The following is a 25582-nucleotide window of genomic DNA, read 5'->3' as shown; positions in this document are numbered from 1 at the left end:
GGGCTTCCGGGCGTACCCGGGAAACGGATGTGGCCGCCGCCCACCGCACAGCGGCGGACGGCGGCCGCACCCGACGAATCAGTGCTCGTGGTTGTGCTCCGCCTCGTTGGCGGCGCGCAGCGCGTCCAGGGTGACCTCGTTGCCGGCCGAGTCCTTGATCGAGATGCGCTCCATGACGGCCGCGAGCGCCTTGCCCCGCCGCACGTCGCCGAAGACGGCGGCAGCCGCGCCGGAGCGCACCAGCTGGTCGTAGTACTGCTGCGGAGCCATCCCGGCGCGCTGCGCCCGGTGCACGATCTCGTGCCCGAACTCGTCGTCGGAGACCTGCACGTCCTCCGCGTCGGCCAGCGTGTCCAGCAGGAGCTGCACCTTGACGCCCTCGGTCGCCGCCTCGGTCAGCTCGGCGTCGATCTGCTCCTCGGTCTTCTCCTCGGCCGCCAGGTATTCCTCCAGCGAGGCGCCGATCCGCTCCAGCTGGTCGACCATCGCCTGCTTGCGGCTCGCGACCTCCTCGCGGACGACACCCTCCGGCGCCGGCACCTCGGCGGCCTCGACCAGCTGGGCCAGCGCCTTGTCCCGGGCGGCGTAGATCTGCTCGACCTGCTTGCCCTGCGTGACCCGCGCCCGCAGGTCGCCGCGCAGCTCCTCGATCGTGTCGAACTCGCTGGCCATCTGGGCGAACTCGTCGTTCAGCTCCGGCAGCTCCTTCTCCTTGACCGTGCGCACGGTCACCGCCACGTCGGCGTCGCGGCCGGCGAAGTCGCCACCGACCAGCTGGGTGGTGAAGGTGGTGCTGTCGCCGGCGGCGAGACCGACCACTGCCTCGTCCAGGCCCGGCAGGAGCTGCTTGCTGCCCACCTCGTGGGAGATGTTGCTGGCCTGACCGCCCGGCACGTCCTCGCCGTCGACGGTGGCGTTCAGGTCGATCTGCACGTAGTCGCCCTCGGCGGCGGCGCGCTCGACGGTCTTGAGGGTGGCGAACCGCTCCCGCAGGTTCTTCACCTGCTCGTCGATCTCACTCTCGTCGATCTGCAGCTCGTCGACGGTCACCTCGATGGTCGACGCGTCGGGAAGCGTGATCTCCGGACGGACGTCGACCTCGGCGGTGAAGTTCAGCGAGTCACCGTCGTTGAACTCGGTGATCTCGACCTCGGGGCGACCCAGCGTCTTCAGGTCGTGCTCGCGCACCGCGGCGAGGATGTTCTCCGGGATGGCGTCCTGGACCGCCTCATTGAGGACGGTGCCCCGGCCCACCCGCTGGTCGATCACCGCGGTCGGCACCTTGCCCCGGCGGAAGCCCGGGACCTGCACCTGCGAACCGATCTCCCGGTACGCCTTCTTGAGGCTCGGCTCGAGCTCGACGAACGGCACCTCGATGGCGAGCCGCACGCGCGTCGGGCTCAGAGTCTCGACGGTGCTCTTCACAGGCGTACTCCTTGACGGATCTGGGTTTTGATTCTGGGCCTTCGATTGGCCCATCGAGTGTAGGCGAGCCGACGCGGCCGGCTGCTAGCGCCCGGGGTGACCCGGACACTGACGACAGTCGGGGTGGCGGGATTTGAACCCACGGCCCCTCGCTCCCAAAGCGAGTGCGCTACCAAGCTGCGCCACACCCCGTGGCGACGTGCAGTCTATGCCGTCGCCGCCCCGCAAGCGGTGCCGGGGCGTCCCCCACCCGGACACAATCCCGGAAAACCCCGCATCGCGCCCACCTGCGGCGCTGCGTCGCCCACCGCCTCACCCGCCCGGCCCGGACCCTCCCGGCCCGCAAGGTCCGCACAACTTCCGGGAAAGAGGGGCCTCACACGGCAATGGAGGCCACTACATCCCTGAAGTTGTGCGGACCTTGGGCGGGGGTGGGACGCGACGCAGCGCCGTGGGGCGGCGCGGCTGCGCGTCCGGCACGATCATTGGGTACGCTGTCGGCGCGTCCCGTTTCGGCGGGGCCGAGCGCGGGCGTAGCTCAATGGCAGAGCTTCAGTCTTCCAAACTGACGGTGCGGGTTCGATTCCCGTCGCCCGCTCCACACACGAAGGCCCAGGCAGACCGCGAGATCGCGGCACCTGGGCCCACGCCCGACGAGGCGGGCTCAGCGTGTCACGTCAGGTGGAACCGTTTGTCGACAGCGAGGGCCGCCAGCTGCGGCACGGTGAACGGCAGCTTCTCCAACGCCGGGCGGTTCTCGTCGAGCTTCGCGCCCTGCGCGACGTAGACCACGACGCCGTCCGGGTGCCGGTAGGCCGCCCACTGGTCGAGCCGGTTGTCGTCGGCCGGCTTGGTCACCACGCCGACCTTCGCGGCCCCGACGGTCTCGACCTGGCACTCGCCCCGCATGCCCCAGAACTGCCGGGCCAGGGCGCACGGTTCGGTGGGCAGTTGGTTGCCGGCGGCGTGCACCTCGACGATCAGGTGCCCGATCTCCTGCCCCTGCGCCACGGCGACCGAGGTCATCCAGCTCCACAGGTCGACGCCGTTCACCCGGTCCTCGAACTGCGCCTGGTGGGTTCGCAGCGTCCGCTGGTCGGCGGGCTGGTTCGCCGGGTCCTGCGGGGCCGTGTAGCCGGGGGGCACCACCGAGACGACCTCGTCGAGCAGCCGTACGCCCTGGTCGTACTTCGACCCCGCCCGCGCCGTCCGGTCCTCCTGAGGTTTACCGTCGGGCCCGGTCGGCCAGGCCTGCTTGGTGTCTGTCGCCTCCGGGTGCCCGATGGCCTGCGGGCCGGCCCCCGGTTGGTAGACGTCGCCCTTCGGGGCGGCCACGGACGCGAAGCCGGCGACCGCCAGCACCACGGCCGTCGATCCGGCGCACACCCAGGCGACACGGCGGCGAGCCAGAGCCCGCCGGCCCGCTCCGAGCGCGGCCGCCGTAGTCGGCGGGGGTGGCGACGTCGCCTCCGCCATTTCACGGCGCAGCACCTCGCGCAGGTCATCTCCGTTCATCGCTCCCCCATCTCGATCCCGCTGTGTGTGGGTGCCAGGAGCCCGCGCAGCGTGTCCAGCCCGCGCGCCGCCTGGCTCTTCACCGTCCCCGGAGAGCACCGCAACAGTGCCGCCGTCTCCTCGACCGACAGGTCCTCCCAGTACCGCAGAACCAGCACGGCCCGTTGGCGTGGCGCCACCGAGGCCAGCGCCCGCAGCAGCACCAGACGGTTCTCCGGAGCGTTGGGTGGCGCGGGGTGCTCGGCGTTGTCGCCGCCCACGCGTTCCCGTCGCCACCAACCGCGGCGCCGCTCGTCGAGGAACGTCCGGACCAGGATCTGCCGGACGTAGTTGTCGAGCACCTCGTGCCGGGCGACCCGGTGCCAGACCAGGTAGAGCTTCACGAACGCGGTCTGGACCAGGTCCTCCGCCCGGTGCCAGTCGCCGCACAGCAGGTACGCGGTGCCACGCATGGCACCGGACCGTGCCGCGAAGTACTCCGCGAACGCCTTGTCGCGATCGCTCATTCAGGCCTCCGATCCCCGATTCGAGATAGTCACGCCGGGTCCGGCCCGGCGGGTTGCATCGCGACAGGGAGAACTCCGTGGACCAGACGGCGGACACGTGTCCGCCAACGAGATCCCTTGACAGGCCTCGATCAATGGACTGGTGTAAGGACCACTTCATGTGGCCGCCGGGGGCGTACCGGGCCGACGGGCGGATCACCCTGCCCCGGCCGTCGATCGACGAGTCGACGCTGTTCCTGAACAGTCGAGGACCCGCCCGCCCGGGTCGCCTCGCCCCGGGCCGACGCCGAGGGGCACGGCGGCGACCGCTGACCACCGCGGTTCGGGCAGACCCGAACGACGGACGCACCGGCCGGTCACGGATGAACCGTGGCCGGCCGGGTAAGCAGCGGCCTTGCCTGGTGGGGAGACGACCGGCGGCGCGGTGTTCCGCGACGCCGACGCACGGGCGGGCGGCCTGGCCGGCCCGCCCGTGCGCGCCCCGGATCAGTTCGAGGTGACCCAGTTCCAGGCCGAGACGACCCACTCGGTCTGCTGCAGCCAGGCCACGCCGAGACCGACGAGAAAGACAGCGGTGGCCAGGTGGGCACCCCGCGAGCTGCGCCGCACCCGCCCGAGCTGCCGCTCCAGCACCAACCGACCGATCACCCGGGCCAACGCGAACAGGCCGACCGCCACCAACAGGCTCAACACGAGCACCAGCAGCGGGCCGGACAGGTTGCCTCCACCCGAGAGCGCCCAGATCCCCCAGCACACGAACGCGAACAGGCCACCTGCCGCGCTCCACTCGCCGCCGCGACGTAACTGGGCCAGGCGCCAGCTCAACGGCCGGCGCGGCGCCGGCTCCCCCGGCCAGCCCGTACCGGTCGGCTCCTGCTCCACGACCGGGAACGGTTCGGTCCGTGGGGTACGCGGCTGACCCACCGGCGCCACACCCCGGCGGAACCCGTCCCGCTGCGGCGGCACCCCGACGCCGGCCTGCGGTGGGACCTCCACGGTGCGCTCCGCCCACGGCTGCGTCTGGTCTGCCATCTCGTCCTCCCCCTGACCGGCGGCGCCCCCGAATTCGAGGGTAGCCAGCCGGCGAACCCGACCGGCGGCACGAGCACCGCCCGAATCCGAGGGTAGCCAGCCGGCAAATCGGTCGCCGACCGCCGTCCGGCGCGAACCCGGCACGACGTGCCGAATTCCCCACCCGGCGCGGTACGGTCGGCTGATGGGTGATCCGGAGCGACGTAGGCGACGGCTGCGCCACCAGTCCGACTCCGACCCGGCCGGGCGCGGCGCCGACGGTTCGACGGTCAGCACGGCCGGCGTCCACGACGGCGTGGAGTCGCCGCCGCGGCGTCGGGGGCCCGGCGGCGACGACCGCGACGGCGAGCGGGGGTTACGAGGGCTGGTCGGCTCCGGCTCGTCCCAGGTGGGGCTGAGCGCCGCGCTGCGGGCCCGGGACGCCGCCCGACCGACCGACGACGACCTCGCCGAGGCGGAGGCCCGGGTGGTCGTCGTCCGCCGCAACTGGGTGCCCCGCGAGGAGCTGCCCCGCTCGCCGCGCTGAGGGCCGCGGCCCGGGTCAGGGCAGGTCGGGCAGTTCCCGGGTCTGCTCGTACGTGGCGACCTGGACGATCCGGCGGGCGTGCCGCTCGTTGCCGGAGAACGGCGTGTTCAGGAACGCCTCGACGATGCCGGTGGCCTCGTCCAGGGTGTGCTGACGGGCGCCCACCGCGACGACGTTCGCGTCGTTGTGCTGGCGGGCGAGCTGAGCCGTCTCGACGCTCCAGGCCAACGCGGCGCGTACGCCGGCGACCTTGTTCGCGGCGATCTGCTCGCCGTTGCCGGACCCGCCGATGACCACCCCCAGGGAGGTCTCGTCGGCCACCACCCGGTCACCCGTGTGCAGGCAGAACGTCGGGTAGTCGTCGTCCGGGTCGTAGCTGTGCGGGCCGACGTCGACCACGTCGTACCCCTGCTTGGCCAGGTGGTTGGCCAGGTGCACCTTCAACTCGAAACCGGCGTGATCGGATCCCAGGTAGACGCGCATACCGGGCAGTCTGTCAGGCCGCGCTCTCCGACGCCGCAGGGGCGGCGTCGGAGAGCCGGGTTCGTCACACGGTCGTGCGGATGCTCACTCAGCGCGGCAGTTCGGCGACCACCAGGCCGCCGCGCGCCTTCGGGGTGAACCAGGTGCTCTTGCGGGGCATCTTCTCCCGGGCCAGGTTCACCGCGACGAAGTCCGCCACGGTCACCGGCGCGATGAGGACGGCCAGCTCGGCCCGCCCGGCGTCGACCTCCCCGGTGAGCCAGCTCGCCGGGTAGTCACCGCCCACGTAGGTGATCCGCTTGTCGCCCGGATCCAACCCCAGGGCGTCGCGCAGCAGCAGCCGCTCGACCAGGGCGTGATCCAGGTTCTCCAGGCGGGCGTCGGCGGTGGCGGGCAGGCGTACCGCGTACCCCTGGCCGGCGAGCCGGAGATGGACGGTGCCGCCGGCCGCGGGGACCTCGACCGGGCCGTCGATCGGCTCGACCTCGGCCCCCGTCGCGCGCAACCGGTCGAGCAGCTCGGCCGGCGTGGTGGTCAGCTCGCTGACCAGCCGGTTGTACGGCTGGATGGCCACCGACGCGGGGGTGGTCACCACGGCCAAAAAGCGCGACAACCCGCCGGTCTGGGCGGCCAGGCTGCGGTGGTTGCCGTCGGCGACGACCAGCTCGCCGCCACCGGCGAGAGCGGTCAACGCGTCCTGCTCCGGGCCGGGGCCGAGCAACCAGATGGCGTGGGTGCGCCCCGCCTGGTCGGTGTCGGTCGCGGCGGGCGCCCCGGCCGCGTCGGTCGCCGCCGCGAGCGCGGCGTGCAGCTCGTCGCCGCTCCCGGTCTGCAGCAGGAGTACGGGCGAGAGCAGGTGACCCAGCGCCTCGGCCAGCGCGACACGCTCGCGCACCTTGGCGATGAAGACGTCCTCGTTGCGGATGACCAGGCCCGGCTCGTCGGCGCGGGTGGAGATCTGGTCGGTGTCCACCATTGCGAACAGCCCGTACGCCGTCTCCTCGCCCGGGGCACTGATCCGATACAGCACGATCACCTGCTCGGCGGGGGTGTAGCTGCCGTCGGCCTTGGCCTCGGCGAGGCGGGCCACCGAGTCCGGCAGCGCGTCGAGGAACGACTTGCCCAAACTGCCGGGGGCCCGATGCGGCATCTCGATGCCGAGGGCACTGTGCGGGTTCGCCTCGATGATCGCGGTGATCTCCGCGTCGTCGGCGAACTCGTCGTAGTTCTGCGCGCCGGTGCCGCCAGTGGTGATCCAGGCCCGGGCGATCGGATGTACGACCGTCATGCCCACTGACGCTACCGGCGGCGACGCCACCGGCGACGGGGACCCGCGCGGCGTCCACCAGATGAAAGTGCCGGGCCTGGACGTGATGTCAGCCGGCGCGGCCGGACGCGCCGTTGTGCCGCCGGTGTCGACCGGCCACTGCCGGTCCGGCGTTGCCGCGCCGGCTGTTCGGGACGGGCCCGGTGATGGCGTTGCGCCGGGGCGTGGCCGGCGGTCCCGGCACGGGTCGCGGTTCCGGCGGTGGGGCCGGAACGGGACGCGGGTTCAGCGGCGGCGTCGGCACGGGCCGCGGGGCGGTGGGCGCCGGTGGGGGCGGGGCGGGCTCGGCCGGCGCGGCCGCCACCACGACCGGTTCCACGACCGACGGTACGACCGGCTCCGGCGCCGCCGGCACGACCGGCGTCGACACGACGGGCGTCGCCGGTGCCGGTGTGACAGGTGTGGGCGTCAGCCGCGAGGTGACCGGCACCCGGGCCACGCCGACCACGATGGGCGGGGCGAGCAGGTCCACCACGTGGGCGGGAAGGTCGGGGCGGACCGTCGGCCAGCGGGAGTCGTCGACCGACCAGTACGCCGCGCCGGGAGTCTCGATCACCCCCTGTCGGGTCAACTGATCGTCACCGGACGCACGGTGCTTGGCCATCGGGATTGCCTCCACGAGCTGCGGGGTGCGGCCCTGCGGGTCGCTGCGGCGGACACCGAGGGAAACGACGCCGCCCGCCCAGCGGTGACGCTGTGACCGTTCCCGGCCCCCGTAGCCGCACCCCGCGTCCGGCGCGACGCACCCCCGCCCGGACAACCGACGGGGTCCGGACGGGGGCGCGTGGCGGTCGTGGTCAGTCGAAGATCGGGGACTGCTCGCGGGTGCGCTTGAGCTCGTAGAAGCCCGGGGTGCCGGCGACCAGGAGGACGCCGTCCCAGAGCCGTCCGGCGGCCTCGCCCTTCGGGCGCGGCGTGATCACCGGGCCGAAGAACGCGACCGGGCTGCCGTCCGGGCCGGGCGCGTGGACGACCGGGGTCCCGACGTCCTGCCCGACCGGGCGCATGCCGGCCTCGTGGCTGGCCCGCAGCGCCTCGTCGTACTCGGTGCTGTCGGCGGCGGCGGCCAACGCCGGGTCCAGGCCGGCCTCGGTCAGCGCGGCGACGTAGAGCTCCTGACCCTGCTCCTCCTTGCCGAGGTGGATACGGGTGCCGAGCGCCGTGTAGAGCTTGCGCAGCACGTCGTTGCCGTAGCGCTGCTCGGCGGCGATGCACACCCGCACGGGGCCCCAGCCGTTGTCCATCAGTTCCCGGTACTGCTCTGGCAGGTCCCGGCCCTCGTTGAGCACCGAAAGGCTCATGACGTGGTAGCGGATGTCCACTTCGCGGACCTGCTCGACCTCCAGCAGCCAGCGGGAGGTGATCCACGCCCACGGACAGATTGGGTCGAACCACATGTCGGCGGTGACACGATCGGTCACGGTGAGGTCCCTTCGCGACGGGTGGCGCCGGCAGTCCGGCGTCTCACCTCGATCCTCACCCCACGGCGCATCGACCGGCACCCGAATGAGAGCGTGACCTCGCCCACCGCCGGCTGCCCATACGTGGAAGACTCGGATCGGGCCGGACGTCACGAGCGGTCGGCAGACGGGCGCCGCCGGGCGTACGGCGAGATGTGGGATGGAGACGAACAGTGCCGGGAGTGCGTAACCTGACGCAGGTCGAGGCGACCGAGCGGGCCCGCCTACTCGAGGTGACCGGGTACGACATCAGTCTGGACCTGTCGAGCGCCGTGCTGGCGGCCGACGGCCGCACGTTCTCCTCGACGACCGAGGTCCGGTTCCGCTGCGGCGAACCGGGAGCGAGCACGTTCATCGAGGTGGCCGCCGAGTCGGTGCGATCCGCCACCCTGAACGGCGCCCCGGTGGACCTGTCCGACTGGTCGGCCGAGAAGGGCCTGACCCTGTCCGGGCTGGCCGGCGAGAACACCCTGGTCGTCGACGCGGACTTCGCCTACTCCAACAGTGGGCAGGGGCTGCACCGCACGGTCGACCCGGTGGACGGCGAGACCTACCTGTACAGCCAGTTCGAGACGGCCGACGCGCAGCGGGTGTTCGCCTGCTTCGACCAGCCCGACCTGAAGAGCGTCTACACCTGGCACGCCACGGTGCCGGCGCACTGGCGGGTCGTGTCCAACATGCCGGTGCAGCGCGAGGAGCCCGCCGGCGAAGGGCTCAAAACCCTCCACTTCACCGAGTCGGTCCGGATGAGCACCTACATCACGGCGCTGTGCGCGGGTCCGTACCACGAGGTGCGGGACAGCCACGACGGCATCGACCTGGGCGTGTTCTCCCGGGCGTCGATGGCTCAGTACCTGGACTCCGACAACCTGTTCCTCATCACCAAGCAGGGCTTCGACTTCTTCCACGAGAAGTTCGGCGTGCGCTACCCGCTGCCCAAGTACGACCAACTGTGGGTGCCCGACTTCAACGCCGGCGCGATGGAGAACTTCGGCTGCGTCACGCACGCCGAGTCGCACTACCTGTTCCGCTCGCAGGTCACCGACTTCGAGTACGAGCAGCGGGCCAACACGATCCTGCACGAGATGGCCCACATGTGGTTCGGTGACCTGGTCACCATGCGCTGGTGGAACGACCTGTGGCTCAACGAGTCGTTCGCCGAATGGGCCAGCCACTGGTGCAACACCCACGCCACCCGGTTCACCGAGGCGTGGACGACGTTCCTGTCGATCCGCAAGAACTGGGGCTACCGGCAGGACCAGCTCTCCTCCACCCACCCGGTCTACACCGAGATGCCGGACATGGAGGCCGTCGAGGTCAACTTCGACGGCATCACCTACGCCAAGGGCGCGAGCGTGCTCAAGCAGCTCGTCGCGTACGTGGGTGAGGAGCCGTTCGTGGCCGGGCTGCGGGCGTACTTCGGCAAGCACGCCTGGGGCAACGCCACCTTCGACGACCTGCTCACCGAGCTGGAGGCGGCCTCGGGCCGGGAACTGCGCAAGTTCGCCGCGCAGTGGCTGGAGACCGCGCAGGTCAACACGCTGCGCCCGGAGGTGACGATCGCCGCCGACGGCACGTACGAGCAGGTGGTCGTCCGGCAGGAGGCGCCGACGGCATACCCGACGCTGCGCACCCACCGGATCGGCGTGGGCCTGTACGACCTGACCGACGGGCGGCTGGTCCGCCGCGAACGCCACGAGGTGGACGTGACCGGCGAACGGACCGACCTCGCCGACCTGCGCGGCGTTCGAGCCGCCGACGTGCTGCTGCTCAACGACGACGACCTGAGCTACACCAAGCTGCGCCTCGACGACCGGTCGATGGCCACGGTGGTGCAGCACATCGGCGGCTTCGACTCGTCGCTGGCCCGCGCCCTCTGCTGGACGGCCGCGTGGGACATGACCCGAGACGCCGAGCTGGCGACCCGCGACTACGTGGCGCTGGTGCTGGCCGGGCTGTCCGCGGAGACCGACATCAACCTGGTGACCGCCACCCTGCGCCAGGCCACCACCGCGCTCACCCTCTACGCCGACCCGGCGTGGGCGGCCACCGGCTGGGCGGGGCTGGCTCGCACCGCGAAGGACGCGCTCGCCTCCGCCGAGCCGGGCAGCGGTTTCCAGCTGGCCTGGGCCCGGGCGTACACCTCGGCCGCCCGGTCCGAGGAGGACCTGGCCACGCTGCGTGGCTGGCTGGACGGCACCGGCGTGCCGGCCGGGCTGACCGTGGACACCGAGCTGCGCTGGACGGTGCTCGGGGCGCTGGTGGCCAACGGCGCGGCCGGTGCCGCCGAGATCGAGGCGGAGCTGGCCGGCGACCGCACCGCCAGCGGCGAGCGGGAGGCCGCGTACGCGCACGCGCTGGTGCCGACGGCGGAGAACAAGGCGGCCGTGTGGGCGCTGCTGACCGGCCCGGACGCGCTGCCGAACTGGCGGCACCGGGCGCTGTTGCAGGGCTTGGCCCACCCGGCGCAGGTGGAGCTGGTCGCCCCGTACCGGGAGAAGTACTTCGCGGCGATCGGCCAGGTGTGGGCCACCCGGGACAGCGAGCCGGCGCAGGAGTTCGCCCAGTTGGCGTACCCGACCTACCTGGTGGACGACGACACGGTGGCGGCCACCGACGCGTGGCTGGCCGGTGAGGGCAACCCCGGTCCGCTGCGTCGACTGGTCGCCGAGGGCCGCGACGGTGTGGTGCGGGCGCTCAAGGCCCGCGCGAAGGACGCCGCGACCGCCTAGGCGGTCTTGTCCAGCCGGGGCCGGCGTGGGTGAACGCCCGCGTCGGCCCCGGGCGTTATCGTGACGAGAGGAGGTGAACGCGATGGCACAGCCGACCTACGAGTGGCAGCCCTCGGAGCGGGGCTGGCGCGAGCAGGACCTGTTCGACCTGCCTGAGAACGGGAACCGCTACGAGATCATCGACGGGAGCCTGCACGTGACCCCTCCGGCGGACGACGATCACCACGAACTTGCCGACAGTATCCGGACGGCTCTGGGGGCCAAGGCACCGGAGGGCTGGCGGATTATTCGTGAGATCGGGCTACAGCTGCCGTCGGGCAATCTGATCCCAGACGTGACGGTGCTGAAGCCGCACACCCCACGTGGTGTGCGTTGGCATCAACCGGAGGGCGTCAGTCTCGTTGTCGAGGTGGAGTCGCCGTCAAGTCGCCGTCACGATCGGTTCACGAAACCGGCCCTCTACGCCGAAGCAGGCATCGCGCACTACTGGCGGGTGGAGCGTGGCGACTTCGGCCCGGTTGTCTACCGCTACCGCCTCGCCAAGGACGTGCACTACGACCTGGTCGGCACCATTGGGCCGGACGACGCGGTGACCGTGGACGAGCCGTGGCAGATGAGGTTGGACCCGTCCCTCTGGCCCCGCTGAAACAACCCCCGGACAGTCCGAAGCCCGACCTGCCGTGCGGCGGGTCGGGCTTCGGCGTACGAGAAGGGCTCAGCCCTTGCCGGCGTGGCTGGCCAACTGGTCGAGGCCGTTGATGATGCCGCCGGCCAGGTCACCGCCGCTGAACGCGCCAACCATGGAGAGCGCGGCCAGCTTGGCGTAGGTGTCGGGGATGCGCTTGCGGGCGTGCCGCCCGGTGACGATCTCCAACTGGCGCTGGTTGGGCGACACGGCGATCAGCACCGACTTGGCGGGATCGGCGAGCTGGCGGTGCAGCCGCTGGGCGTGGTCACGGATCGGCTCGTCCAGGCCGCCGACGAACACCGAGAAGACCAGGCCGGTGCCCTTGTCGGCCAGGCGCAGTGCCTCGTCGATGCGCAGCAGCTGGCGGGTCGAGAACGGCCCGTCCAGCACCTCGGGCGGGTTGTCCGGCCCGGCCTGCTTCTCACCAACGGTCACTTGCGCCTCCGGTTCCACCGGCCGGCGCCTCGACGCTGGCCTGCTTTAGCTTGTGGCTGGTCAGCGCGGGCGCCTGCGCCCCCGCGGTCAGCGCGGTGCCGGCCGAGTCGGCCAGCTGCTCCGGGCGGCCCAGGAACCAGACCGGAGTGAAGTCGAAGGGCCGGCCCGGCCGGTAGCGCTTGGCGCCACCGCCGCCGGCGGCACTCCCACGGCTACCGGCGTACGACAGGCCGGCGATGACCAGCACCGCGGCCAACGGGATGCCGACGAAGACCAGCAACGTCTCGGTAACAGACAATCCCAACGCCCCCAGGCGGAAGAAGGACCTCGAACAATCGGGTCGGATGGACGATCATGATGGCGACCGGCCAACTCCGTCACCATTCACGTTAGCGGAGTCGACGGCCCGCCAGATTGCGGGGTGCCGATCCCACCCGTCACTGGCGTGCTCCAGTTGCGCAGCGGTCGCGATGAGCCGTGCGTCGTCGCCGTACCGGCCGGTGAGGAGCGCCCCGACGGGCAGGCCGTCGGCCGTGGCGCCCACCGGCAGGGACACCGAGGGATCGCCGGTGACGTTGAAGATGGCGCAGTAGGGCGAGAAGCGGCGTTGCCGGTCGAAATCGGCCGCCGGGTCGCCGTCGGCGGTGAACCAGCCGACGGGTGCCTGCGGTGCGGCAAGGGTGGGGCAGAGCAGCAGGTCGCAGCCGGCGGTGCGGGCGGCGCCGAGACGTACCTGCGCCTGAAGCTCGCCGAGGGTGGCGGCCAGCGCGCCCGCGGAGACGGTGGCGCCCCGGGCCCGCAGCAGTTGTGTCAGCGGCAGCAGCTCCGCCTCGCGGTGCGGGGGCACGGGGGCGAGTGCCAGCACGTACCAGATGATCTCGAACAGCGGCCACGCCTGGGGCCCGAGCGGCGGCGGCACCTCGACCACGTCGTGGCCGGCGGTGGTGAGCAGGGCGGCGGCCCGGTCGACGGCGGCCACGCAGTCGGGGTGCACCGGCTCGTCGGCGAGCATCGGTGTGGTGAACCGGCCGATCCGCAGCCGGCCGGGCTCGGCCCGGCGGGCTGCGGCCAGGTATCCACCGGGCGGCGCGGGCGGCGGCAGATAGGGCTCGCCCGGCACCGGCACGGCCATGACGTCGAGCAGCGCGGCGACGTCGGCGACGGTCCGCCCGAGCGGGCCGCCGGTGGGCAGCCCGAACGCGCCCGAGCCGAGCGGCCCGCCGGAGACCACGCCACGACTGGGCTTGTAGCCGATCAGGCCGCAGAGCGACGCCGGGATGCGTAGGGAGCCGCCGCCGTCGGACCCCTGGGCGATCGGGACGAGGCCGGCCGCGACCGCCGCCGCCGCGCCGCCACTGGAACCACCGGCGGTGTACGCGAGCTGCCACGGATTGCGGGCCGGCGGCGCGACGCGGCCCTCCGAGTAGAGCGAGCAGCCCAGCTCGGAGGTGGTCGTCTTGCCGAGGCTGACGAGGCCGGCGGCCTTGATGAACCGGACCACGTCGGCGTCGACCGGCGGGACGAAGTCGGCGAACGCCGCCGAGCCGAAGGTGGTGCGCACCCCGGCGGTGAGGGTGAGGTCCTTGATGGCGGTCGGCACACCGTGCAGCGGGCCACGCTCGTCGGTCGGGGCGGCGTCGGCGGCGCGGGCGGCCTGCCGGGCGAGGTCCTCGGTGACGGTGACGAACGCGCCCACGGTGTCGCCGAGCGCCGCCACCCGGCGTAGGTGGTGCTCGACGAGGTCGACGCTCGACAGTTCGCCGCGGGCGATCGCGGCGGCCTGCTCCAACGCGGTCAGGTCGTGCGGCTCGGCCATCCCCTCATCCTGCCCGCTGCGACCAGCCCCAGGCGTCCGACACGGCGTCGCCGCTCCGCGTCGGCTCCGGTATCCCGACCGACACACTGCCCGACGCCCGGTTCCGGCCTGCGCCGCCAACCACCTCCTTGTCGCGCCCTTTGCTCTGCTTCACCCCACGCACCGGCAGACGTCCGATTATCGGACACCCGGTGTTGCGTGGGTTGAAGCAGAGCAAAGCCGATGCAGCAGGGGGCCGCCGGCAGCACCTCGGAAACGGGTGGGGTCCGCCGGCACCGCACCGCGTTACGGCGGCGCCCGCTCCTCAGCCGTGCAGGAAGCGCAGGGCGTTGGTGGATCGGAGCTTGTCGCGCTGGGCGTCGGTGAGGAAGTCGGCCGCGTCGACGACCGCGCCGGCCGGCCGCTCGCCCAGCGGGTACGGGTAGTCGCTGCCGACCAGCACCCGGTCCTCCCCCATCGTGTCGACCAGCAGCCGCAGCGCGGGCGGCGCGAAGACCACCGAGTCGACGCTGAACCGGTCGACGTAGCTGCTCGGCGGGGCAACGGACGCGCCCCGGACCAGGTCACCACGGCGGTGCCAGGCGTTGTCGGCGCGGCCGAGCCAGAACGGGAAGCTGCCGCCGCCGTGCGCGAAGCAGATCCGCAGCGTCTCGGGCACCCGGTCGAAGACGCCGCCGAGGATCATCGCGAGCACCGACAGGTGTGTCTCGGCGGGCATCCCGGTGAGCCAGCGGGCCATCCAGCGGTCCAGGCGCGGGCCATTCGGCATGTCCCACGGGTGGACGAAGACGGGCGCACCCACCTCGGCACAGTGCGTCAGGAAGGTGACCACCCCGGCGTCGTCCAGGTCCCGGTCACCGACGTGGTTGCCGATCTCCACGCCGACGTGCCCGGCGGCCAGGCTGCGATCCAACTCCGCGCAGGCGGCGTCCGGGTCCTGAAGGGGCACCTGGCAGAACGGCACCAGCCGGTCACCGCCGGCCGCGGTGACCTCCAGGGTGAGGTCGTTGAAGATCCGGGCGACCTTCACCGCCTGCTCGGCTGGACGGTCGTAGCTGAAGAAGACGGGCGTCGGCGACACCACCTGCACGGCCACCCCGTCGGCGTCCATGTCGGCCAGCCGCGTCGAGGCGTCCCAGCACTCGGCGCCGACCGGGCGGAACTCCGTCTCCCCCACCATGATCATGGCGGCGCGCTCGGAGTCGGCCCGCAACCAGGGCCAGCCGGACCCGCCGCACGCCGCGCCGAGGTCCGGCCACCCCTTGGGTACGACGTGCGTGTGCACGTCGACGACACCAGCGGGCATCAGCCCTTGCCCGGGTGCAGAGTGCCGCAGTTGGCGCAGGTGCGCGCCGCCTCATCCGCGTAGAACGCCTGGAACACCGGCGGCAGGTCGGCCGCGATGTCACGGACCTGCAACTCCACCTCGTGCACCTTGTTGCCGCACTCGGGGCAGTACCACTGGAACGTCTCCAGCGTGCCCTCCTCGCGGACCCGCTCGACGACCATGCCGATCGAGCCGGCCTCGGGGCGCTGCGGCGAGTGCGGGGTGTTGCGCGGCAGCATCCACATCTGACCCTCGCGCACGTGCACCGTACGCGGACCCTCGGGGGTCATCAGGTTGATGTGCATGTTGCCCTTGACCTGGTAGAAGAACTCCTCGTACGGGTCCACGTGGAAGTCGGTGCGCTGGTTGGGCCCGCCCACCACCATCACGATGAAGTCGTCCCCGCCGGGGAACATCTCCTTGTTGCCCACCGGCGGCTTCAGCAGGTGCTGGTTCTCCGCGATCCAGCCCGGAAAGCTGAACGGCTCGGCGATCTCACTCACGACTGACCTCCCGGGGGAAGAAGGGCCACGGCCTGGATCTCGATGAGCAGGTGTGGGTGCGGCAACTGGTGCACCGCCACCGTGGTGCGGGTCGGCCCGGACGCGTCGAAGAACTCCGCCCACACCTCGTTGTAGCCACCGAAGTCGTTCATGTTGACCAGGTACGTGGTCACCTGGACGAGGTCGGTGAGGTCCGCGCCGACCGAGCGCAGCAGATCGCCGATGTTCTCGATCACGGCTCGCGTCTGCACCCGGATGTCGAGGTTCGTCGTGCCGAACTCGTCGACCTCGACACCGGCGAAGCTGTTGTCCGGTCGTCGCGAGGACGTACCAGAGACGAAGACGAACCCACCGGCGACCTTGACGTGCGGAAAAGCGCCTCGCGGCACGGCCTTCCCGGCCACCACCCGAGCGCCATCGACACTCATGACGACCCACCACCAACCGGCGCCGACGCACGGACCGTGACAGGGCAGGGTTTCCGGGCAGCCCCCACGCCGATCACAAGCACGCCCGCAGCGAAGCCGTGCCGAGCTTCTCGACGACGGCCCGGACATGGGCGCCGGGACGCAGCGGCACAGCGGCGGTGGCCGCGCCGGCCAGGAAGACCCAGCCCGATTCCAGCCGCACCCCGTGCCGACCGGCCAGCCGGATGCCCTCGTCGAGCGCCCGGCGCGGATCGCCGAGGATCGCCGCCGTCGAGCCGACCTGGGCCACCCGACCGTCGACCTCCAGCAGCACGCCCAGGTTGTCCAGCCCCGACGGCACCGGCGACCACGGCCCGATCACGAACGCGGCGGCCGAGGTGTTGTCGGCGATGACGTCCGGCAGCGAGAAGCGGAAATCCGCGTACCGGGAGTCGATCAGCTCGATGGCCGGGGCGACCGCGCGGACCGCCGTGGCGAAGTCGCCGACCGGCTCGCCCGGCTCCGGCAGCCGGTCCAGCAGGAACGCCACCTCCGGCTCAACCCGGGGATGGATGTACGCGGCCGGGGCCACGGCACCGCCGTCGGGCACCCGCATCACGTCGGTGAGCCGCCCCCAGATCACCTCGTCCACGCCGACCTGGGCCATCTTCGCCCGGCTGGTCAGCCCCATCTTCAGCCCGACCAGCCGCTCGCCGCGTTCCAGTCGGCGCTGCACCAGCGCGGCCTGCACGCCGTACGCGGTGTCCACGTCGAGACCGGTCTCGGCGGCGAGCTGCCCGATCGCGGTGGCCGTGTCGGCAGCCACGCCCAGCTTGTCGGCGATCCCGATGATGTCCACGCCGATCATGGTTGCTGCTCCTTGCCGGCCAGGTCGAGTGCCACGTCGACGATCATGTCCTCCTGGCCGCCGACCATCCGACGGCGACCCAGCTCGACCAGGATCGACCGGACGTCCACCCCGTACTTCGCGGAGGCCCGCTCGGCGTGCCGCAGGAAGCTGGAGTAGACGCCCGCGTACCCCAGGGAGAGCGTTTCCCGGTCCACCTGGACCGGCCGGTCCTGCAATGGGCGGACGATGTCGTCGGCGGCGTCCATCAGCGCGAACACGTCGCAGCCGTGCTTCCAGCCGTGCAGCTCGGCGACCGCCACGAAGACCTCCAGCGGCGCGTTCCCGGCGCCCGCGCCCATGCCGGCGAGGGAGGCGTCCACGCGGACGGTCCGACCGGACGGCGAGCCGAGGGGTCCGGCGCCGAGGATGCGGCCGTGCTCGACCGCGAGCACGCTGTTGGCGACGCCGAGCGACAGGTTGTGGTGGGCGTGGATGCCGATCTGCGTCTCCGGGTCGAGGACCTGCCGGTACGCGTCGACCCGCTGCGCCACGTCGGACATCAGCAGCCGCCCGCCGGAGTCGGTCACGTAGACGCAGTGCGCCCCGTACGACTCCATGAGCTTGGCCTGCCCGGCGAGCCCGGCCGGGTCGAACAGGTGCGACATCATCAGGAACCCGGCCACGTCCATGCCGTTCTCCCGCGCCCACGAGATGTGCTGGGCGGAGATGTCGGCCTCGGTGCAGTGGGTGGCGATGCGGACGCTCGTCACCCCGAGCGCCTGCGCCGCCTTCAGGTCGGCGATGGTGCCGATGCCGGGCAGCAGCAGGGTGGTGAGCTTCGCGTTCGTCAGCACCTCGGCGGCGGCGGAGATCCACTCGGCGTCGCTGGCCGCGCCGTGGCCGTAGTTGACGCTCGACCCGGCGAGCCCGTCGCCGTGCGTCACCTCGATGGCGGCCACCCCGGCGGCGTCCAGCGCGGCGGCGATGGTGCGCACCTGGTCGACGGTGTACCGGTGGGCGATGGCGTGCATGCCGTCGCGCAGCGTCACGTCCTGGATGTAAAGGTCGGTCATGGCGCGGCCACCTCCGAAGGACGCAGGGCGACCAGCCGCTCCGCGGTGCGCAGCGCGGCGGAGGTCATGATGTCCAGGTTCCCGGCGTACGCCGGCAGGTAGTGGCCCGCCCCGGACACCTCCAGGTAGACCGACACCTGCAACGCGGTGAGCTGCCGCCCGAGCGCCGGCACGTACGCCTCGACGCGGTCGAACTGCACGTCCTGCTTGAGCCGGTAGCCGGGGACGTACTCCTGGACCGTCGCCACCATGTCCGCCACCGAGGCGGCGATGGCGGCGGTGTCGGCGTCGACGTCCGGGCAGAGGCAGTAGACGGTGTCCCGCATGAGCAGCGGCGGGTCCGCCGGGTTCAGCACGATGATCGCCTTGCCCCGCTCCGCCCCGCCGACCACCTCGATGGCGCGAGCGGTGGTCTCGGTGAACTCGTCGATGTTGGCCCGGGTGCCCGGCCCGGCCGACTTCGACGCGATCGACGCGACGATCTCCCCGTACGCCACCGGGGTGACCCGGCGGACGGCGGCGACGACCGGCACGGTGGCCTGCCCGCCGCAGGTCACCATGTTGACGTTCGGCTCGTGCAGGTGCTCGTCGAGGTTGACCGGCGGCACCACGTACGGGCCGAGCGCGGCCGGGGTCAGGTCGATCACCGTCCGGCCGTGTGCGCGCAGCACCTCGTCGTGGCGCCGGTGCGCTCCCGCCGAGGTCGCGTCGAAGACCAGCTCGACGTCGGCGAACTCGGGCATCGCGACCAGCCCGTCCACGCCGTCGGCGGTGGTGGCGACGCCGAGGCGGCGGGCCCGGGCCAGACCGTCGGAGGCCGGGTCGATGCCGGCCATCGCCACCATCCGCAGGCTGTCGCTCAGCCGCAACACCTTGATCATCAGGTCGGTGCCGATGTTGCCGGAACCGAGAACCGCCACGCCGGTCGCTGTGCCGTTGTTGGTCGCGACTGCGGGGCTCGCAAGCTCACTCCTCGCGCTCACTGGTTGCCTCCGTCGCTGAAGCAGGTGCGCACCGAGCCGAGGCCGGAGATCCGTGCCTCGTACGCGGCCCCGGGGGTGACCGGGACCATCGGGCCGAGCGCACCGGAGAGCACCACGTCCCCGGCGCGCAGCGGGTCACCGGCGCGGGCGAGGGTGTCGGCCAGCCACTGCAGGGCGTGCAGCGGGTTGCCCAGGCAGGCGGCGCCCGCGCCCACCGAGACCGGCTCACCGGCGTGCTCCAGCACCATCCCGCACAGCCGCAGGTCGATGTCGGCGAGCCGGCGCGGCGTGGTGCCGAGCACGAAGAGCCCGCTGGAGGCGTTGTCGGCGACGGTGTCCACGATGGAGATGTCCCAGCCGACGATCCGCGAGTCGACGATCTCGATCGCCGGCAGCACGTGGTCGACCGCGCGGATCAGGTCGACCGTCGTGACCTGCGGGTTCGGGAGATCCTTGGCGAGCACGAACGCGATCTCCGCCTCGACCCGCGGTTGGAGCAGCCGGTCGATGGCCACCTCGACGCCGTCGCCGACCGCCATGGCGTCGGTCAGCATGCCGAAGTCAGGTTGGAACACCCCGAAGGTCTCCTGCACCGCCCGGGAGGTCAGCCCGATCTTCGCGCCGACCCGACGTTCGCCGCGGCCCTGCCAGGCCCGCGCCTGGAGCTGCTGCACACGGTACGCGGACTCGACGTCTCCCTCCGCCAGCAGCCGGCCGCGTAGCGGTGGGCACGGCTTGCCGGTGTGGCGGGCGTCGGCCAACTCCCGGTTGGCGGCCTCGATGTCAGGTTTCATGCCCGCTCCTCGCTGCGGTGCGCTCACGACAGGTCCACGCAGACGTTTGTGAGTTCGGAATAGAAGTTCAGCGAGTGCACGCCGCCTTCGCGGCCGATGCCGGACGCCTTCACCCCGCCGAACGGGGTGCGCAGGTCACGCAGGAACCACGTGTTGACCCAGACGATGCCAGCGTCGAGCTGGGCCCCGGCGCGGTGCGCGACGCCCACGTCCCGGGTCCACACGGTCGCCGCCAGGCCGTACTCGGTGCCGTTCGCGAGGGCGTACGCCTCGTCCTCGGTGTCGAACGGCGCCACGTGCACGACCGGGCCGAAGATCTCCTCGCGGTTGGTGCGGGCGTCCGGGCCGAGGCCGGTGAGCACGGTCGGCTGCACGTACGACCCGCCGTCGCGGGCGTCACCGAAGGTGGGCGTGCCGCCGCCGGTGAGCACCTCGGCGCCCTCGGCGCGGGCCAGCTCGTACGCGCCGAGCACCTTCGCCCGGTGCTGCGGGGAGATCAGCGGCATGGTGGCGGTGGCCTCGTCGGTCGGCCAGCCGTACGCCAGCTCGCCGGCCCGCTTCGCCAGCCGGGCGGTGAACTCCTCGAAGGCCGGGCGCTGCACGTAGATGCGCTCGGTGCACAGGCACACCTGGCCGCCGTTGGTGAAGCTGGAGCGCATCGAGCCGGCCACCGCCGCGTCCAGGTCGGCGTCGGCGAAGACCAGGCCGGCGTTCTTGCCGCCCAGCTCGAAGCTCACCGCCTTCACCCCGTCGGCGGCGGCCCGCATGATCGCGCCGCCGGTGGCCGACTCGCCGGTGAAGGTGATCGCATCGACGCCCGGGTGGCGGGTGAGGAACTCGCCAGCCGAGTCCGGTCCGAACCCGTGCACCAGGTTGAACACCCCGGCCGGTACGCCGGCGGCGGCCATCACCTCGGCGAGCAGCGTCGCCGAGGCGGGAGTCTCCTCGCTGGGCTTGACCACCACGGCGTTGCCGCAGGCGAGCGCCGGGGCGACCTTCCAGGTGAGCAGCAGCAGCGGCAGGTTCCACGGCACGATGACCGCGACCACGCCGACCGGCTTGCGGACGGCGTAGTTCAGCGCCCGGCCGCCGGTCGGGGTGACCGTGGTGAACGACTCGGTGGGCGCGGTCGCCACGATCTCCGCGAATGCTCGGAAGTTCGCCGCGCCGCGCGGAATGTCCAGCGTGCGGGCCTGGGCGATGGACTTGCCGGTGTCGGCGACCTCGGCGGTGACCAGATCGTCGAAGCGACGTTCCAGCTCGTCCGCGACGCGGCGCAGCACCTCGGCGCGTTCCCGCTCCCCCATCCGGCCCCACGGCCCGCGCAGCGCCGCGCGGGCGGCGGCAACCGCGTCGTCCACCGTGGACTGTGCCGCCTCGACGACCTCGAAGACCGGCTCGCCCGTCACCGGGCTCACCTTGGTGAACGTCGACCCGCCGTCGACGAACTCGCCGCCGATGAAGTTGCGCAGCCGGGACGGCCCGGCCGGCGCGCGGCCGGTCATCAGCGTGGCGTCCCAGGTGCCGGTCATCTGCGCCTCCCTCGGCTGAGCCCCGCCGTGATCGCGCCCACCAGCAGCAGCGCGGCCCCACCCGCGACCGCCCCGAGCACCCGGTGCTGCCGGCGGACCCGGCGGCGCACCTGGGCGTACGGGGTGGTGGAGAAGGACACCAGCTCGTACTGGGAAACGTACCGGCCGGGCAGTGCCCGCTCCAGTGCGTGCTCCACCCGCCGGCGGGTCTGGAACACCGGCGAGGCGACCTTGTCGCGCATCTCCACGAAGTTGGTCAGCGCCATCTGCGCGATGGCCTCGGCGTTCTCCTGCCGGCGGCGCTGGAACAGCGGCAACGCCGCCGACCAGTCGTCGGCGCACTCGTCCAGGCAGCGGTCCAGCTCGACAACGTCCTCGAAGGCGCAGTTGGCGCCCTGGCCGTAGAAGGGCACGATCGCGTGCGCCGCGTCACCGAGCAGGCCGACGCTGCCGTTGACCTGCCAGGGGGTGCTGCGCACCGTGCCGAGCACGCCCACCGGGTTGTGCTGGTAGTCGTCGAGGAGGTTCGGGGCCAGCGGGACCACGTCCGGGTACTGCTCGGCGAAGTGCGCCCTGATCGCGGCCGGGTTGTCCAGGGCGGCGAAGCTGCCGACGCCCTCGTTGGGCCAGAACAGCGTGCAGGTGAAGGAGCGGTCCGGGTTCGGCAGCGCGATCATCATCGAGGTGCCGCGCGGCCAGATGTGCAGCGCGCCCTCATCCAGGGCGAAGTCCCCGCCGAGCGGCGGGATCGTCAGCTCCTTGTAGCCGTAGTCGAGGAGGTCCACGCTCTCGCGCAGCAGCCCGTACGCCAGCAGTTGTCCGCGTACCGCGGAGCCGGCGCCGTCGGCGCCCAACACGACCGACGCCTTCGCGCCAACCGTGCCCTGCGGGGTGTCGAAGCTCAGCGTGCCGTCGGCCGGGTCGAGCCCGACGAGCCGGTGGTCGAAGACGATCCGGACCCCGGGCAGCGCGGCGGCCGCGTCCAGCAGGGCGTTGTTGAGCGCGCCCCGGCTGATCGAGTTGATCGCCCGGTCACCGGCCGCGCTGTACGACTGGAACTGCGGCTGCCCCTCGACCGGGTGGATCATCCGGCCGCGCATCGGCAGCGCGTCGGCCAGCACCTGCTCGGCCAGACCGATCCGGCGCAGCGCGTCCAACCCGCGCTCGGAGAGCGCCAGGTTGATCGAGCGTCCCCGCTCGGCCGCGCCGGAACGAGGGTCCGGCCGACGCTCGTAGAGGGCCACCGGGTAACCGCGCCGGGCCAGGAAGCAGGCGGCCAGGCAGCCCGCCAGGCCGGCGCCGATGATCGCGATCTCGTCGCGCCGGGCGGTCACGGGTTCACCTGTCCCACCGTGGCCTCCAGTGCGGCGGCGGCCCGCCAACAGTCGAGGTACGTGGAGTAGAGCGGCACCGGGGCGAAGCGGACGATGTCCGGCTCCCGGGCGTCGGCGATGACGCCGTGCTCGTGCCGCAGCCGCTTGGTCAGCTCGGCGGCGTTGCCGGCGCCCACGCGTACCGACAGCTGGCAGCCCCGGCGGGCCGGATCGCGCGGGGTGACCACGCGCAGCGGCCGGTCGGCGGTGACCTCGTCGAGCAGTGACTCCAGCCAGCCGGTGAGTCGGAGGCTGCGCGCGCGCAGCGCCGGCATGCCGACCGCGTCGAACAGCTCCAGCGAGGTCCGCACCGGGCCCATCGCGAAGATCGGCGGGTTGGAGATCTGCCAGGCCTCCACGGTGGCCGGCGGCCGGGACACCGGCGTCATCTCGAACCGGGTCGCCGCCGTGGTGCTCCACCAGCCCTCGAAGCGCGGCAGGTCGGGATCGCCGAGGTGCCGCTCGTGCACGAAGACGCCGGCCAGCGCGCCGGGCCCCGAGTTGAGGTACTTGTAGGAGCACCAGGCGGCGAAGTCGACGTCCCAGTCGTGCAGTCGCAGGGGCACGTTGCCGACCGCGTGAGCGAGATCCCAGCCGACCACCGCTCCGGCCGCCCGACCGGCGGCCGTGATCGCCGGGATGTCCAGCAGCTCGCCGGTGAGGTAGTTGACCCCGCCCAGCAGCACCAGCGCCACCCGGTCGCCCTCGGCCGCCAGGTAGCCGGTGACGTCCTCGGTGCGCAGCGCGTTCTCGCCGGGACGCGGGCGCAGCCGGACCACCGTGTCGTCCGGGTCCAGCCCGTGGAAGCGGGCCTGGCTGCGCACCGCGTAACTGTCCGAGGGGAACGCGCTGTCCTCGATGACGATGCGGGTGCGGGCGCCGGCCGGGCGGTAGAAGCTCACCATCAGCAGGTGCAGGTTGACCGTGAGTGAGTTCATCACCACGGTCTCCGCGGGGAGGGCGCCGACCAGTCGGGCGGCCGGGCCCGTCAACAGCTCGTGGTACGGCAGCCAGGGGCGTTCCGCCTCCAGGTGCCCCTCGACGCCGAGCCGCCCCCAGGCGTCCAGGTCGGCGAGGAGTTCGTCGCGGGTGGCCCGGGGTTGCAGGCCGAGCGAGTTGCCGGCGAGGTACGCCGACTCGGGGTGGTCGCCGCCGTCGGCGGGCGGCACGTGGAAGAGGTGTCGGTGGCCCGGGTCGGCCTGGTCGAGGCGGTGGGCCTCGCTCTCTGGGGTGTGCATGTCTCGCTCTCCGGTCACATCGCGGTGCGGGCCGACCACAGCTCCGGGAAGATCACCCGGGCCATGCTGCGCTGCAACCACGCCAGCCCGGCGGAGCCGCCGCTGCCGACCTTGGCGCCCATTGTCCGCTGCACCGCCTTGACGTGGTTCCACCGCCAGTCGCCGAACTCCTCGGCGACGCCGCTCAAAGCTTCGCCGAGCAGCCGCAGGTGGTTGTCCGGGGCGCCGTCGGCGTAGATCCGCACCCAGGCCGCCTCGACCGCCGGCTGCGGGTCGTGCTCGACCGCCACGTCCCGGTTGAGCAGGTCGGCGGGGATGTCGAAGCCGCGCCGGGCCAGCAGCGCGACCACGTCGTCCCAGAGGCTCGGGGCGGCCAGCGCGGCGCTGAGCGCGGCGTGCACCTCGGTCTGGCGGCGGAACGGCCGGATCAGCGCCGGGTCGCGCAGCCCGAGCAGGAACTCGAGGTGCCGGTACATCGCGGACTGGAATCCGGAGCCCTCGCCGAGCAGGTTGCGGAACCGGTTGAAGTCGGCCGGGGTCATCCAGCGCAGGCCCTGCCAGGCGGCATTGAGCCCTTCCAGGTGCAGGGTGGCGCGGCGCAGCGGGGCCAGCGCGTCCCAGATCCGGTCGGCGCGCAACAGACGCTGGGTCTCGCGCAGTTCGTGGCAGGTCAGCCCGAAGTACAGCTCCATGATCTGGCTGACCATGAGGAAGGACATCTCGCCGGGGTCGTCGCTGAGCGGCTGCTGCAACTGGTGCAGGGCGCTGGCCCGCACGTACGCGTCGTAGGGCACCAGCTCGGCGAACTCCAGCGTCGGCTCGCCGCCGTTGCGCGCCGCGCGGGCCGCCCGCTGGCGCGGGGTCACCGGTCGTACCGTGGCGACACGGTTCGGCGCCCGCCGGTCCGTCTGATCCACCAGTCGTCTCCCTTCCCCCGAAGCTGCCGACGTCATGATCTCGCGGTTGGATCGGCCTGCGGAATGCCGGATCAACGGCACTTGTCGGCCTGACCTGGCGAACCGAAGGCAGCTGGGCGAATCCGGTTCACGAAAGTAAGGTTCGAGCGTGGACGACATGGACTGGGCGCTGCTGCGCGAGTTGCAGGCCGACGCCCGGCTCTCCTTCAGCGAGTTGTCTCGCCGGGTGCACCTGTCCCCACCAGCGGTCGCCGAGCGGGTCCGCCGGCTGGAGGAGACCGGGGTGATCACCGGCTACCACGCCCACGTGGACCTGACCCGGGCCGGCCGTACGGTGGTCGCCCTGATCCGGATGTCCTGCTACGGCGCGCGGTGCATCCTGCACGACCCGGAGGTGGCCGGCTGGCCGGAGATCCTGGAGATCCACCGGATCACCGGTGACGCGTGCAGCATGCTCAAGGTCGCCGCCGGCTCGATCGGCGACTTCGAGGCGGTCATCGACCGCCTGGCCCCGTACGGCCAACCATCGAGCACGATGGTCCTGTCCTCCCCCCTCCCCTGGCACCCCATAACCCCCCACACCTCCTAACCCCCCACACCTCCCAACCCCCTCCCTCCCTCCCTGCGCCGATCTTGCGTT

Annotated in this window: 26 protein-coding genes and 2 tRNA genes; 5 read left to right on the top strand and 23 right to left on the bottom strand. The window is 72.3% G+C overall.

The genetic code is table 11. The annotated features are described in order from the left end of the window. Window positions 1-78: 78 nt before the first annotated feature. Together tig and OG505_RS33545 are read right to left on the bottom strand one after the other, a co-directional pair. Window positions 79-1425 carry a trigger factor gene (gene tig, locus OG505_RS33550; protein WP_405430074.1) on the bottom strand — a complete coding sequence of 449 codons (1347 nt, stop codon included), beginning with the start codon at window positions 1423-1425 and terminating at the stop codon, window positions 79-81. 118 nt (window positions 1426-1543) lie between these two features. Next, window positions 1544-1617 (bottom strand) — tRNA-Pro (locus tag OG505_RS33545). A gap of 335 nt (window positions 1618-1952) precedes the next feature. On the opposite strand from OG505_RS33545, the gene OG505_RS33540 reads away from it, so the two are divergent. Beyond that, a tRNA-Gly gene (locus OG505_RS33540) sits at window positions 1953-2026 on the top strand. 71 nt (window positions 2027-2097) lie between these two features. Here OG505_RS33540 and OG505_RS33535 read toward each other — a convergent pair. From OG505_RS33535 to OG505_RS33525, 3 genes are all read right to left on the bottom strand, one after another. Then, the gene (locus tag OG505_RS33535; protein WP_405430073.1) at window positions 2098-2940 is read right to left on the bottom strand and encodes a hypothetical protein; all 843 of its coding nucleotides are present in this window, start codon (window positions 2938-2940) and stop codon (window positions 2098-2100) included. Then, window positions 2937-3446, bottom strand: a complete 510-nt coding sequence (locus tag OG505_RS33530; protein WP_405430072.1) for a SigE family RNA polymerase sigma factor — start codon at window positions 3444-3446, stop codon at window positions 2937-2939. The genes OG505_RS33535 and OG505_RS33530 overlap by 4 nt, the downstream gene beginning before the upstream one ends. Before the next feature lie 486 nt (window positions 3447-3932). Further along, window positions 3933-4478, bottom strand: coding sequence for a hypothetical protein (locus tag OG505_RS33525; RefSeq protein ID WP_405430071.1), 546 nt, complete (start codon window positions 4476-4478; stop codon window positions 3933-3935). Between the two features lie 184 nt (window positions 4479-4662). Between OG505_RS33525 and OG505_RS33520 the strand changes: the two genes are divergently transcribed. After that, complete coding sequence (locus OG505_RS33520) at window positions 4663-5004, top strand: hypothetical protein (RefSeq protein ID WP_355066199.1); 342 nt, start codon at window positions 4663-4665, stop codon at window positions 5002-5004. A gap of 15 nt (window positions 5005-5019) precedes the next feature. Here OG505_RS33520 and OG505_RS33515 read toward each other — a convergent pair whose 3' ends face one another. The 4 genes from OG505_RS33515 to OG505_RS33500 form a co-directional block, all read right to left on the bottom strand. Further along, a complete protein-coding gene (locus OG505_RS33515; RefSeq protein ID WP_405430070.1) occupies window positions 5020-5487 on the bottom strand; it encodes a ribose-5-phosphate isomerase in 468 nt (155 codons plus the stop codon). 88 nt (window positions 5488-5575) lie between these two features. After that, a complete protein-coding gene (locus OG505_RS33510; RefSeq protein ID WP_405430069.1) occupies window positions 5576-6775 on the bottom strand; it encodes a DUF1015 family protein in 1200 nt (399 codons plus the stop codon). 88 nt (window positions 6776-6863) lie between these two features. After that, complete coding sequence (locus tag OG505_RS33505) at window positions 6864-7418, bottom strand: hypothetical protein (RefSeq protein WP_405430068.1); 555 nt, start codon at window positions 7416-7418, stop codon at window positions 6864-6866. A gap of 193 nt (window positions 7419-7611) precedes the next feature. Next, window positions 7612-8235 carry a disulfide bond formation protein DsbA gene (locus tag OG505_RS33500; RefSeq protein WP_405430067.1) on the bottom strand — a complete coding sequence of 208 codons (624 nt, stop codon included), beginning with the start codon at window positions 8233-8235 and terminating at the stop codon, window positions 7612-7614. Window positions 8236-8456: 221 nt separating this feature from the next. Here OG505_RS33500 and pepN point away from each other — a divergent pair, with 221 nt between their 5' ends. Next, window positions 8457-11006 (top strand): aminopeptidase N, encoded by a 2550-nt coding sequence (gene pepN, locus OG505_RS33495; RefSeq protein ID WP_405430066.1) that lies wholly within the window; start codon window positions 8457-8459, stop codon window positions 11004-11006. 82 nt (window positions 11007-11088) lie between these two features. Then, entirely contained in the window at window positions 11089-11652 is a 564-nt protein-coding gene (locus tag OG505_RS33490) for a Uma2 family endonuclease (RefSeq protein ID WP_405430065.1), read from the top strand. A 69-nt stretch (window positions 11653-11721) separates the two neighbouring features. Here OG505_RS33490 and OG505_RS33485 read toward each other — a convergent pair whose 3' ends face one another. The 14 genes from OG505_RS33485 to OG505_RS33420 all read right to left on the bottom strand — a co-directional run bounded on the left by OG505_RS33485 (window position 11722) and on the right by OG505_RS33420 (window position 24942). Continuing rightward, window positions 11722-12129, bottom strand: a complete 408-nt coding sequence (locus tag OG505_RS33485) for a DUF5130 family protein (RefSeq protein ID WP_405430063.1) — start codon at window positions 12127-12129, stop codon at window positions 11722-11724. Continuing rightward, complete coding sequence (locus OG505_RS33480; protein WP_405434882.1) at window positions 12116-12409, bottom strand: hypothetical protein; 294 nt, start codon at window positions 12407-12409, stop codon at window positions 12116-12118. Before OG505_RS33480 ends, OG505_RS33485 begins: the two co-directional genes overlap by 14 nt. 72 nt (window positions 12410-12481) lie before the next feature. Continuing rightward, entirely contained in the window at window positions 12482-13945 is a 1464-nt protein-coding gene (locus OG505_RS33475; protein WP_405430061.1) for an amidase, read from the bottom strand. 304 nt (window positions 13946-14249) lie between these two features. Further along, complete coding sequence (locus OG505_RS33470) at window positions 14250-15251, bottom strand: amidohydrolase family protein (protein WP_405430060.1); 1002 nt, start codon at window positions 15249-15251, stop codon at window positions 14250-14252. Next, window positions 15251-15775 (bottom strand): 3-hydroxyanthranilate 3,4-dioxygenase, encoded by a 525-nt coding sequence (locus tag OG505_RS33465; protein WP_405430058.1) that lies wholly within the window; start codon window positions 15773-15775, stop codon window positions 15251-15253. The genes OG505_RS33470 and OG505_RS33465 overlap by 1 nt, the downstream gene beginning before the upstream one ends. After that, the gene (locus tag OG505_RS33460; protein WP_405430057.1) at window positions 15772-16203 is read right to left on the bottom strand and encodes a RidA family protein; all 432 of its coding nucleotides are present in this window, start codon (window positions 16201-16203) and stop codon (window positions 15772-15774) included. The genes OG505_RS33465 and OG505_RS33460 overlap by 4 nt, the downstream gene beginning before the upstream one ends. 73 nt (window positions 16204-16276) lie before the next feature. Next, complete coding sequence (locus tag OG505_RS33455) at window positions 16277-17050, bottom strand: 2-keto-4-pentenoate hydratase (protein ID WP_405430055.1); 774 nt, start codon at window positions 17048-17050, stop codon at window positions 16277-16279. After that, on the bottom strand, window positions 17047-18105 hold the full coding sequence (gene dmpG, locus OG505_RS33450; protein ID WP_405430053.1) for a 4-hydroxy-2-oxovalerate aldolase: 1059 nt from the start codon (window positions 18103-18105) through the stop codon (window positions 17047-17049). The genes OG505_RS33455 and dmpG overlap by 4 nt, the downstream gene beginning before the upstream one ends. Next, window positions 18102-19025: an acetaldehyde dehydrogenase (acetylating) gene (locus OG505_RS33445; protein ID WP_405430051.1), complete on the bottom strand. Its 924-nt coding sequence runs from the start codon at window positions 19023-19025 to the stop codon at window positions 18102-18104. The genes dmpG and OG505_RS33445 overlap by 4 nt, the downstream gene beginning before the upstream one ends. 59 nt (window positions 19026-19084) lie before the next feature. Then, window positions 19085-19882 (bottom strand): 2-keto-4-pentenoate hydratase, encoded by a 798-nt coding sequence (locus tag OG505_RS33440; protein ID WP_405430049.1) that lies wholly within the window; start codon window positions 19880-19882, stop codon window positions 19085-19087. Between the two features lie 23 nt (window positions 19883-19905). Further along, window positions 19906-21387 carry a 2-hydroxymuconic semialdehyde dehydrogenase gene (locus OG505_RS33435; protein WP_405434880.1) on the bottom strand — a complete coding sequence of 494 codons (1482 nt, stop codon included), beginning with the start codon at window positions 21385-21387 and terminating at the stop codon, window positions 19906-19908. Window positions 21388-21410: 23 nt separating this feature from the next. Continuing rightward, window positions 21411-22748, bottom strand: a complete 1338-nt coding sequence (locus OG505_RS33430; protein WP_405430048.1) for an FAD-dependent oxidoreductase — start codon at window positions 22746-22748, stop codon at window positions 21411-21413. Then, window positions 22745-24025 carry a kynureninase gene (gene kynU, locus OG505_RS33425; RefSeq protein WP_405430046.1) on the bottom strand — a complete coding sequence of 427 codons (1281 nt, stop codon included), beginning with the start codon at window positions 24023-24025 and terminating at the stop codon, window positions 22745-22747. Before kynU ends, OG505_RS33430 begins: the two co-directional genes overlap by 4 nt. Window positions 24026-24039: 14 nt before the next feature. Beyond that, the gene (locus OG505_RS33420; protein ID WP_405430044.1) at window positions 24040-24942 is read right to left on the bottom strand and encodes a tryptophan 2,3-dioxygenase; all 903 of its coding nucleotides are present in this window, start codon (window positions 24940-24942) and stop codon (window positions 24040-24042) included. A 148-nt stretch (window positions 24943-25090) separates the two neighbouring features. On the opposite strand from OG505_RS33420, the gene OG505_RS33415 reads away from it, so the two are divergent. After that, window positions 25091-25531, top strand: coding sequence for an Lrp/AsnC family transcriptional regulator (locus OG505_RS33415; protein WP_405430043.1), 441 nt, complete (start codon window positions 25091-25093; stop codon window positions 25529-25531). Window positions 25532-25582: the final 51 nt, after the last annotated feature.

The organism is Micromonospora sp. NBC_00617, from assembly GCF_045161355.1.
GTDB lineage: Bacteria > Actinomycetota > Actinomycetes > Mycobacteriales > Micromonosporaceae > Micromonospora.
The sequence above is the reverse complement of the archived record's forward strand: the minus strand, read 5'-3'. Positions and strand labels throughout refer to the sequence as shown.

Coding starts and splice junctions, on each gene's coding strand:
- OG505_RS33535 (WP_405430073.1), bottom strand. CDS start 2,940: ATGAACGGAGATGACCTGCGCGAGGTGCTGCGCCGTGAAATGGCGGAG.
- OG505_RS33530 (WP_405430072.1), bottom strand. CDS start 3,446: ATGAGCGATCGCGACAAGGCGTTCGCGGAGTACTTCGCGGCACGGTCC.
- OG505_RS33525 (WP_405430071.1), bottom strand. CDS start 4,478: ATGGCAGACCAGACGCAGCCGTGGGCGGAGCGCACCGTGGAGGTCCCA.
- OG505_RS33520 (WP_355066199.1), top strand. CDS start 4,663: ATGGGTGATCCGGAGCGACGTAGGCGACGGCTGCGCCACCAGTCCGAC.
- OG505_RS33515 (WP_405430070.1), bottom strand. CDS start 5,487: ATGCGCGTCTACCTGGGATCCGATCACGCCGGTTTCGAGTTGAAGGTG.
- OG505_RS33510 (WP_405430069.1), bottom strand. CDS start 6,775: ATGACGGTCGTACATCCGATCGCCCGGGCCTGGATCACCACTGGCGGC.
- OG505_RS33505 (WP_405430068.1), bottom strand. CDS start 7,418: ATGGCCAAGCACCGTGCGTCCGGTGACGATCAGTTGACCCGACAGGGG.
- OG505_RS33490 (WP_405430065.1), top strand. CDS start 11,089: ATGGCACAGCCGACCTACGAGTGGCAGCCCTCGGAGCGGGGCTGGCGC.
- OG505_RS33475 (WP_405430061.1), bottom strand. CDS start 13,945: ATGGCCGAGCCGCACGACCTGACCGCGTTGGAGCAGGCCGCCGCGATC.
- OG505_RS33470 (WP_405430060.1), bottom strand. CDS start 15,251: ATGCCCGCTGGTGTCGTCGACGTGCACACGCACGTCGTACCCAAGGGG.
- OG505_RS33460 (WP_405430057.1), bottom strand. CDS start 16,203: ATGAGTGTCGATGGCGCTCGGGTGGTGGCCGGGAAGGCCGTGCCGCGA.
- OG505_RS33455 (WP_405430055.1), bottom strand. CDS start 17,050: ATGATCGGCGTGGACATCATCGGGATCGCCGACAAGCTGGGCGTGGCT.
- dmpG (WP_405430053.1), bottom strand. CDS start 18,105: ATGACCGACCTTTACATCCAGGACGTGACGCTGCGCGACGGCATGCAC.
- OG505_RS33440 (WP_405430049.1), bottom strand. CDS start 19,882: ATGAAACCTGACATCGAGGCCGCCAACCGGGAGTTGGCCGACGCCCGC.
- OG505_RS33435 (WP_405434880.1), bottom strand. CDS start 21,387: ATGACCGGCCGCGCGCCGGCCGGGCCGTCCCGGCTGCGCAACTTCATC.
- kynU (WP_405430046.1), bottom strand. CDS start 24,025: ATGCACACCCCAGAGAGCGAGGCCCACCGCCTCGACCAGGCCGACCCG.